The 9820-nt window shown below is 47.7% G+C and carries 9 protein-coding genes and 1 tRNA gene; 6 read left to right on the forward strand and 4 right to left on the reverse strand.

The window, feature by feature from the left end:
- The first annotated feature begins 210 nt into the window (after positions 1–210).
- Positions 211–2478: a SpoIID/LytB domain-containing protein gene (locus tag ACJMLT_RS07445; RefSeq protein ID WP_405728840.1), complete on the forward strand. Its 2268-nt coding sequence runs from the start codon at positions 211–213 to the stop codon at positions 2476–2478.
- A gap of 83 nt (positions 2479–2561) precedes the next feature.
- On the opposite strand, the gene ACJMLT_RS07450 is transcribed toward ACJMLT_RS07445, so the two are convergent.
- Complete coding sequence (locus ACJMLT_RS07450; RefSeq protein WP_405728843.1) at positions 2562–3164, reverse strand: cytidylate kinase-like family protein; 603 nt, start codon at positions 3162–3164, stop codon at positions 2562–2564.
- A 230-nt stretch (positions 3165–3394) separates the two neighbouring features.
- On the opposite strand from ACJMLT_RS07450, the gene aspS reads away from it, so the two are divergent.
- The 3 genes from aspS to ACJMLT_RS07465 all read left to right on the forward strand — a co-directional run bounded on the left by aspS (position 3395) and on the right by ACJMLT_RS07465 (position 7257).
- Complete coding sequence (gene aspS, locus ACJMLT_RS07455) at positions 3395–5203, forward strand: aspartate--tRNA ligase (RefSeq protein ID WP_405728846.1); 1809 nt, start codon at positions 3395–3397, stop codon at positions 5201–5203.
- 135 nt (positions 5204–5338) lie between these two features.
- Positions 5339–5887, forward strand: coding sequence for a hypoxanthine phosphoribosyltransferase (gene hpt / locus ACJMLT_RS07460; protein ID WP_405728849.1), 549 nt, complete (start codon positions 5339–5341; stop codon positions 5885–5887).
- Between the two features lie 5 nt (positions 5888–5892).
- Positions 5893–7257, forward strand: a complete 1365-nt coding sequence (locus ACJMLT_RS07465; protein WP_405728852.1) for an NCS2 family permease — start codon at positions 5893–5895, stop codon at positions 7255–7257.
- 44 nt (positions 7258–7301) lie between these two features.
- On the opposite strand, the gene ACJMLT_RS07470 is transcribed toward ACJMLT_RS07465, so the two are convergent.
- The 3 genes from ACJMLT_RS07470 to ACJMLT_RS07480 all read right to left on the reverse strand — a co-directional run bounded on the left by ACJMLT_RS07470 (position 7302) and on the right by ACJMLT_RS07480 (position 8885).
- Complete coding sequence (locus ACJMLT_RS07470; protein ID WP_405728855.1) at positions 7302–8216, reverse strand: hypothetical protein; 915 nt, start codon at positions 8214–8216, stop codon at positions 7302–7304.
- Between the two features lie 60 nt (positions 8217–8276).
- Positions 8277–8350, reverse strand: a tRNA-Pro gene (locus ACJMLT_RS07475).
- Positions 8351–8477: 127 nt separating this feature from the next.
- Complete coding sequence (locus tag ACJMLT_RS07480) at positions 8478–8885, reverse strand: hypothetical protein (RefSeq protein ID WP_405728858.1); 408 nt, start codon at positions 8883–8885, stop codon at positions 8478–8480.
- Between the two features lie 149 nt (positions 8886–9034).
- On the opposite strand from ACJMLT_RS07480, the gene ACJMLT_RS07485 reads away from it, so the two are divergent.
- Together ACJMLT_RS07485 and ACJMLT_RS07490 are read left to right on the forward strand one after the other, a co-directional pair.
- The gene (locus ACJMLT_RS07485) at positions 9035–9694 is read left to right on the forward strand and encodes a B3/B4 domain-containing protein (protein WP_405728861.1); all 660 of its coding nucleotides are present in this window, start codon (positions 9035–9037) and stop codon (positions 9692–9694) included.
- Between the two features lie 18 nt (positions 9695–9712).
- A partial coding sequence (locus tag ACJMLT_RS07490; protein ID WP_405728864.1) for an RNA polymerase sigma factor occupies positions 9713–9820 on the forward strand: 108 nt, incomplete at its 3' end.

A 9820-nucleotide genomic window follows, 5' to 3' on the forward strand; every position in this document is an offset into this window, starting at 1 on the left:
CTGGCGTAACCATCCAGAAGAACTGGATCATCTGATGCCTTGGGCTGCGGCGGTTCAGGCAGAATGTAAGTAAAAAATATAGGATGGCATTATACGCCATCCTTTTCATGTTTCAAGACACTCTGTTGTTAACCGCTTACCAAAAACAGGCTTAGACGATTGGTCTAAGTCTGTTTTTTTTACATAGACTTGTACCAAGGAGTTGGTACGATGAAAAAATGGATCATAACAGCATTGAGCATGATTTTTTTGACGGGATGTTCTATGGCAGAACAACCGCTCCTGCGGGCACAGACGGGGCATATTGGCGCGGATACGGCGGTTTCCAGAGAGATGGCGGCAAAGACCATCGGGATGGCCTTTTATTCTGCAGGGGAAATGGAATCGCTGGAGGTGGATTTCTCCGATGTGGAGGAAGGAGACTGGGCTTATCCCTATATCGCCGCCTGTGTGGCACAGGGCTTTTTTGCTGGCAGCGAGGAGGGGACGTTTCGTCCGCAGGATGATCTGACCCTTTGGGAGGCCCAAGCCCTGATGGACAGGCTGGCGCCGCAGTATGACAGCCGTATCGTCCTGACGGAGGAAAACAAAAATATGGCCATATCCTACGAGCTTTGGCTGCAGCTTTTGGAAACGGCACTGCAGGCAAGGAGGGGAGAGGATAGTCTGGATTCCTATGGGTTTCGGACGCAGAATACCGTGCTGCTTTCTGAGGAAGGGCTTTGTGACACGGGAAAATTTACGGCTGTGGGGATCGACCTGCAGCCCTACCAAAACAGCCGGATCACCTTCTGGGAAAAGGACGGAGAAATCGTGGGACTGCTGACAGTGGAAGCCATTTCTCCTGTGATACAGAATGTGTACTGCAGGAAAGAGGACGGGAAACTGCTTCTGGAAACGGGAGTCGGCGCGGTGGCCTTTTCCTATAGAGGGGATCTGGAAGAAGGTATTTGCGATGTAAAGCTGGAAGATGGAAGGGTGTCGGAAGTGACCCCTGTGGCTTCTCTGGGGCAGTGTACGGTGAAACGAGTCAGCAAGGATGAAATCTATCTGGCGGAAAAAGGCGGGCGGAAATGGGCGGAAAACGCCCGTATTTACGATGCCTGTGGGACAGTACAGCAGGCGGATTTTTCGGATTTGATCTGTGGCTCGGATGGCGGGGAATATTACCAAAAAGAAGGGGAAATCTGTGCTGCTGTGATCCGCGAGGGGGCCGTTCTGGAAAATATGCGTATCTTTCTGAAGGGGGAAGAACAAAAAACAGTGACCCTTTCTGCGGAAAAAGGATTTTCCCTTTCCAATGGAGCGGCGAAGAAGGATTTTTCGGCAGGGGAAAAGGCAACTCTGTCCGCGGATCTGCCGTGGTTTGATCATGGGATCCTGACGGCGAAAGCAGAGAGTCCCATCCGTATCGACTTCGCAGATGGAACGTCTTACCGATATGAAGGGGTTCTGGAGATGGAACGGCGGGGAGAAAACAGCTTTTCCGTTATCAATGAAGTGCCTCTGGAACGATATCTGCTGGGCGTAGTGCCCAATGAGATGCCGACCTCCTTCGGGCAGACAGCCTTGGAAGCGCAGGCCATCACTGCCCGCAGTTATGCCTATAACCAGTTTTACGGCAATACCTATTGCGGTTATGGTGCTCATGTGGTGGATACGGTGGCCAGTCAGGTATATTTGGGCTATGAAGCAAACAAGACGGCGGAGGCGGCTGTAAAGGCTACAGAGGGGCTATGTGCGGTAACGGAGGAAGGTACGGTGGCGCAGACTTACTTTTATTCCACTTCCTGCGGTTTTGGGGCAGGCAGCGAGGAGGTCTGGTCGGCGAACGGCACCTTCGCAGGAGTAGAAAAAGAATATCTGCAGCCGAAAAAATACGGGGATTTTGAAACTCCGCATACAGAGGAAGCGTGGCTTGCCTTTTGGCAGGATTGGGAACAGGAAGGCTATGACATGGCTTCTCCCTGGTATCGTTGGAAGGTTTATTTCGGCTGCGGGCAGCTGACAGAGATCCTGCAGAAAACGCTGACAAACGTCTCCAATAAAGTTGTGGAAGGGAACCTATCGGAACTGGGAAAACTGCAGGGGATCGCCGTGACCCGACGGGGCGAAGGCGGGATAGCCATGGAACTGACCCTGACCTTTGCAAAAGGGAAGGTGACGGTAAAAACGGAAAATGCTATCCGAAAAGTGCTTTCTCCCACAAAACTGACCATTGGCGAACCCATTTACCTGCAGCGAAAAGGCGGAGATTCTCTAACGGGAAATACGATGCTGCCCAGCGGTTTTTTTGCGGTAAAGGAAATGAAAAATGAGAAAGGGGAACTGACAGGCATTGCCCTTTACGGCGGCGGAAACGGACATGGAGTCGGTATGAGCCAGTATGGGGCAAAGGGTCTGGCCAAGGCAGGAAAAACAGTAGAGGAGATCATTGAATATTATTTCCAGGGAACAACAGTGGAACGGGTGTTGTAAAGGAGGCTGTTTCCGCAACTGCTTTTCCTGATAGTTTCATAGAAAACAAAAAAACCATCCTCTTTCCGAGGATGGTTCTGTTTTTATCTCAGTGCGATATAAGTTTTGATGACTTCTACGATCTTATCTAGATCCATTCTGGAAGTATTCAGGATCAGGTCGTAGTTTTCTGCTTTACCCCATTTTTCTCCGGTAAAGTAGTTATAGTAGTTGGCACGGCGTTTGTCTGTTTTCACGACCATTGCCTCTGCACCTTCCGCATCCTGACCATAGGTGTCGATGGCACGTTTTACACGGTCGGGCAGATCAGCCTGCAGGAATACGTTGATGACATTGGGATTGTCCTGCAGCACATGGTTTGCGGAACGGCCAACAATAACACAAGGACCTTCTGCTGCCACTTCTTTGATGACCTGAGACTGTACCAGAAAGATTTTTTCGTTCAGGGGCAGACCTGCGGAATCCAGACTGGGGGTCAGGCTGGTCAGAGAGAAGAACAGATTGCCGAAGGATGTTTTTTCCGCATCCTTGAAGCATTCAACGGAAAGACCTGTTTTTTCCGCTGCCATGGTGATCAGTTCATTATCATAGAAGGGGATGCCCAGTGCATCGGCCAGTTTCTGTGCTACGATCCTGCCGCCGCTGCCATACTGACGGCTGATGGTGATGACTTTATTCTGGTTCATGCTAACCACTCCTTATCATGCAGAAATAAACGTATTTCTGTAAATTTTATTTTCATAATAAATAGATTATATTACTTTTTCCGGCACAAGGCAAGGCAGATTTTTCCTGCGAAAAATACGTTTTTTTTGCCCGAAAACTTTACTTTTGATGAAAATGTGATTATTATAATAAAGATGGACAACTATGGCTATAAACATAGAAATATATATTTAAGTAAGGAGATAGAATCATGAGTGAAGCTTTGACAGGATTGAAAAGAAGCTGCATGTGTGCAAACGTGAGCGAAGCAATGATCGGTCAGGAAGTAACAGTGATGGGCTGGGTACAGCGCCGTCGTGACCTGGGTCAGCTGATCTTTATTGCACTGAGAGACAAAACAGGTCTGGTGCAGATCGCTATTGACGAAAACACAGCAGAAAAGGAACTGTTTGCAAAAGCAGAAACTGTTCGCAGTGAATATGTACTGGCAGTCAGAGGTGAGGTTGCAGCAAGAACAGAAGGCAACATCAACCCTAACATGAAAACAGGTAAAATCGAAATCATTGCAAAGGAACTGCGTATCCTTTCCGACTCCGAAACAACACCTTTCCAGATCGAAGACAACATCACAGTAAAAGATGATCTGCGTCTGAAATATCGTTATCTGGATCTGAGAAGACCTTCTCAGCTGAACAATCTGGTGCTGCGCCACAAAGTAGCACAGGTGATGAGAAACTTCCTGGATCAGGAAAACTTCCTGGAAATCGAAACACCTATCCTGGGTAAATCCACACCTGAAGGTGCAAGAGACTATCTGGTACCTTCCCGTGTACATCCAGGCAACTTCTACGGTCTGCCCCAGTCCCCTCAGCTGTACAAACAGCTTTTGATGGTATCCGGTATGGACAGATACTATCAGATCGCAAAATGCTTCCGTGACGAAGACCTGAGAGCAGACAGACAGCCTGAATTCACACAGGTGGATATGGAACTGTCCTTCGTAGATATCGAAGATATCATGGATATCAACGAAAGAATGATGCAGAAGGTATTCAAAGATCTGATGAACGTAGACATCCAGCTGCCTCTGCCCAGAATGACTTACGCAGAAGCGATGGAACGTTTCGGTTCCGATAAACCCGACGTACGTTTCGGTATGGAACTGAAAAACATTTCCGAAGTGGTTCGCGGTACAGAATTTGTTGTATTCAAATCCGCACTGGAAGCAGGCGGCAGCGTAAGAGCCATCAATGCAAAAGGCTGCGGTTCCTTCCCCAGAAAGAAAATCGATTCTCTGGTTGAATTTGTAAAAACATACAGAGCAAAAGGTCTGGCTTGGATCGTTGTAAACGAAGACGGCACACTGAAATCCCAGATCGCAAAATTCTTCACACCTGAAAAACTGCAGGAAATCGTAGACGCTATGGAAGGTCAGCCCGGCGACCTGATCCTGATCTGTGCTGATCAGGATAAAGTGGTATTTGACTCTCTGGGTGCCCTGCGTCTGGAACTGAGTAAAATGCTGGAACTGACAAGACCCGACGATTTCGCATTCCTGTGGATCACAGAATTCCCTATGCTGGAATGGGACGAAGAAGAAAACAGATTCGTTGCAGTTCACCATCCTTTCACAGCACCTATGGATGAAGATCTGGAACTGATCGATACAAACCCCGGTGCCGTTCGTGCAAAAGCATACGATATCGTTCTGAACGGTTACGAACTGGGCGGCGGCTCCATCAGAATCCACCGCAGAGAAATTCAGCAGAAAATGTTTGAACTGCTGGGCTTCACACAGGAAGATGCACAGGAAAGATTCGGCTTCCTGCTGGATGCTTTCAAATACGGTGTTCCCCCTCACGGTGGTCTGGCCTTCGGTCTGGACAGAATCATCATGCTGATGAGCGGCGCTACATCCATCCGTGACGTTATCGCATTCCCTAAAGTAAAAGATGCTTCCTGCCCTATGACAGATGCACCCGGCGTTGTAGAAGAAAAACAGCTGGATGAACTGGGGATCGCAATCAAAGAAGCAGAAGAACCTGCGGCAGAAGAATAATTCTGAAAAAGAACAGTGCGGAGCAGGAACGCATACTCCGCCTGTTTTTTCAAATATTGACGAAGGGAAAGCCTGAAGTCAACATAGTGGTATAAATTTTTAGATTGGTGTTCAGAATAATAAAGGAGCATGCAAATGAAGACAGTGGAAGAATACAACAGTAAGATCAAAAGAATCCTTATTACTGAAGATGAAATTAAAGAGGCTATTGCGAAAGTAGGTAAGGAAATCAGCGATTCCTATGATGGCAGACCGATCCTGCTGGTAAGTATCCTGAAAGGTGCTTTTGTGTTCATGGCGGATCTGTGCCGTGCCATCACAGTACCCTGTGAAATTGGCTTTATGGCGGCAAAAAGCTATTACAACGGTACCGTTTCTACAGGTGCTGTTAAAATCACAATGGATCTGGATCAGGATGTCAGCAATTATCATGTGATTATTGTAGAAGACATCATTGATACAGGCAGAACACTGAATGACGTTGTGAATCTGCTGAAAACACGTAACCCCATTTCCCTGAAAGTGGTAACACTGCTGGACAAACCCTCCAGACGTGTGGTTGACTTCAAAGCGGATACCGCTCTGTTTACCATTCCCGACCATTTTGTAATTGGGTACGGTCTGGACTGCGGCGAATACTATCGCAACCTGCCTTATATTGCCGAATATAATGAGAAAGGTTAATAACCATGTTAGAAAAATTATTTCAATTAAAAGAAAACAATACAACTGTTAAAACAGAAGTGGCTGCAGGTCTTGCCACATTTATGACAATGGCATACATTCTGGCAGTAAACCCCAGCATCCTGAGTGAAGCGGGGATGGATGCCAATGCGGTTCTGATCGCAACCTGTCTGGCGTCCTTCGTTGGTACTGTATGTATGGCGCTGATGGCAAACCTTCCCTTCGCGTTGTCTGCGGGTATGGGGCTGAATGCGTATCTGGCTTATACCGTCGTTCTGGGGCAGGGGATTTCCTGGCAGATCGCGTTGTTTGCAGTATTTGTTGAAGGGATCATCTTCATCGTCATGTCCCTGACAAATGTACGCGAAGCCATCTTCAATGCCATCCCTCTGACACTGAAAAAAGGGGTTGGCGTTGGTATTGGTCTGTTCATTGCCTTTATCGGCCTGCAGAACTCCGGCCTGTGTGTAGATTCCTCTACACTGGTAACGATCACAAGCTTTACAGAAAACTTCAGCACACACGGTATCTGTGCGCTGCTGACACTGGTAGGCCTGTTGGTAACAGCGGTTCTGCATATCAAAAACATAAGCGGCAGCATCCTGATCGGTATCGTTGTGACATGGGGTCTGGGTATGCTGTGTCAGGCGGCAGGCATCTATGTTCCCAATCCTGAGGTTGGTGCGTACAGCCTGTTCCCTTCCGGTATCATGAGTGCAGACTTCTCCGCGCTGGGCAAAACATTTGGTCAGTGCTTCAGTTTTGATTTCAGCACAGTTGGTATGTTCAACTTCATCGTTATCGTATGCTCCTTCCTGTTTGTTGACCTGTTCGACACACTGGGCACACTGATCGGTGTAAGCACAAAAGCAAATATGCTGGATGAACAGGGCCGTCTGCCTAAAATCAAACCCGCACTGCTGTCTGACGCTATCGCAACATCCGCAGGTGCAGTTCTGGGTACATCCACCACAACAACATTTGTAGAATCTGCTGCCGGTGTAGCAGTTGGCGGCCGTACAGGTCTGACAGCGATGGTAACAGCTGTTCTGTTCCTGCTGGCAACACTGTTCTCCCCTCTGTTCACATCTATCCCTTCTTTTGCAACAGCACCTGCACTGATTTTCGTGGGTTTCCTGATGTTTGAAGGCGTAGCAGAACTGAATTTCAAAGAAGAAAATCTTCCTGAAGTGATCCCCGCATACCTGTGCATTCTGGCAATGCCTCTGTTCTACAGCATTTCTGAAGGTATCTGTATCGGCGTTATTTCTTACGTAGTGATCCATGCGCTGACAGGCAAAGCGAAAAAGGTTGCGCCTCTGATGTATATTCTGGCGATCCTGTTCGTTCTGAAATATGTATTCCTGTAATACGGAAAACGGATAAACAAAAAGCACTCCACTGGAGTGCTTTTTTATTGCGTATCTGTTTTGAATACAGTTAAGGATAATACCATAAACAGTGCCGCCCCTGCCAGAATCTGCAGGGGATAGCCGATGACTGCTGTTTCGGGGATCAGCATGGGCAGGATGCAGAGAGCACCGGCGGGAGGAACGAAAACATTCAGTTTTGTCAGAATCAGGATCATAAAGATACCTGCGAGGATGGCCGCCAGTGTCAGCGGCAGATGCAGAGTCAGTACAATGAAGTATCTGCACAGGGCGCCTGCAAGGCCGCAGAGGGCGATGGCAGAAACGACTTTGACAGGCATCTTTCTGGCACCGCTGCTTCTTTTGGAAAACTCGGTAAAAGCCACCAGAAGGGGCGGCGCAATGGCAAAGCGGCAATCCAGCTGCAAGGCGAGCCATGCCGCGAAGGCAACGAGGAGCAGGCGTTTTACTGCATCCAGCCAATCCTGTTTTTCCGCCTTTACAGGAAGGAAAAGAACAGAAGGCTTTATTTTTGCCTTTTCCAGAATGACATGACAGCCCAGGATCAGTGTTGTCAGCAGAAAGGCTGCAATGGGGTAGACGGCGCTTTCCGTTCCCAGAAGAACGGGAAGGGCGATGGCGGAGATCATAGGTGCAAAGGAGGTGCCGGAGCAGAGATAGACCATTTCTGCGATACCGTAGGCCAGCGTTACCTTGCACCAGACGGGGCCGGGAACAAATATGACGATGCCGACGCCCAGAAGCGCGCAGATCATAATAAAAACAAGGATATGGATGCGGCTGGTATTCCAGCTCATTTTAGGGGCCATCAGTGCGCCGACGGCAATGGCGGTGATCTCAGGGAAAATGATTTCATGCTGATGGAATACTTCTGCTGCGCCTACCATGGCTGCGATGATCAGAAGTACCATGCTGTATATGATATGGTTTTGTTTCATGGTGCCTCCTTATGTAAAAAAAACAGGAAAAAAGCACCCCGAAAGGAGTGCTTTGCAAAACCGGAGCGACGGGATTTGAACCCACGACCTCAGCGACCCGAACGCTGCGCCCTACCAAGCTGGGCCACGCTCCGATATGAATCTGTATAACATAACTATTTTCTTATATTTCTATGAAAAAGTCAAGAACGAGTTTTGTCACTGTCTGTCAATGAAAAACAAAAAGTGGGGCGATGGGATTTCCCATCGCCTGAAACTTTCTTATTCTGCTTCAACCAGTTCGTAAATTTCCTGTGCGGATTTTTTGTAGAACCCTGTTTTTTCATCGCTGACAGATGCTGCTGTGTTGGAATGATAGTACATTTCACAAGCTTCCAGATCGTTCAGTTTGTGTTTTTTCATCAGCAGTGCGATCACTTCTGCAGCCAGAGCGGAACGTTCTTCGTGGTGTGTGTTTTCGCCAACGTCAGAATCACTTTCCAGGCTTGTCAGGCCGTCAACCATACCGATGTAGAAATCGATACCCATTTCGGGGAACAGTTTCTGGCTGTCCAGAATCATTGTCAGGAAGCCTGCTCTTTCAAAAGCAGCAAACACTTTATCACTGGGAATTGCCTTCAGATCGCTGTAATATTCTACGCAGGAAACAACTAAAGTATGCTGATCCATTTTTCTCTCTCCTTTTATTAAAAAAATTCACTAAAAAATATCATAACGCATTTTAGCGATTTTTTCAACAGGTGAAGAAGGAAAACTTGACAAACCGTCATTTTGCGGTATTCTGAAAATAAGGAATGATTTTTGAAAGGAGAACGAACATGGTAAATGTAAGAATAGATGAAAGCCTGAAGGAAAGATGCCCCGATGCGGCGCTGGGGCTTTTGCAGTGTAAAGTAGAAGTATATGCAGACCCTGAAGAATTTCTGGCTATGCTGAATGGCAAAATTACGGAATTATCCGAAGTGGAACTGTCTCAGGCAAACAAAAGAGATAAGATTCAGTCCACCAGAAAAGCATATAAGGCACTGGGCAAGGAACCCAACCGTTACCGTTCTTCTGCAGAAGCCATGTGCAGAAGGATCGCCAAGGAACGCGGCCTGTATTATATCAATAATGTAGTGGATATCAATAACTATCTGTCTATTAAAAGCGGCTATTCCATGGGTACATATGACCTGGCACAGACCAAAGGGGATATCACATGGATGCGCGCGCCCGAAGGCACAGCCTACCGCGGCATTGGCAAGGATGTGCTGAATATCGAATTTCTGCCTGTGCTGTTTGACGAGGAAGGCCCCTTTGGCAACCCCACCAGCGACAATGACAGAACCATGATCACAGATGCAACAAAGGATCTGCTGCTGGTGTATTATGCCTTTGACGGCGACGGCGATCTGTCCGTTCTGCTGGAGGAGGCAAAAGAACTGCTGGAAAAATATGCAGACGGCAAGGATTTTGAATTGAAAATCCTGAAATAAACAAAGGAAGGTGATCGGATGAAAGCCTTTGAAACATTGTATCGGGAATATTATCAGAAAGTGTATGCCTTCCTGTATCGTCTCTGTGCCGATGCTACGCTGGCGGAGGATCTGACCCAGGAAACC

The organism is Anaerotignum sp., from assembly GCF_045122575.1.
Classification (GTDB): Bacteria; Bacillota; Clostridia; order Lachnospirales; family Anaerotignaceae; genus Anaerotignum_A.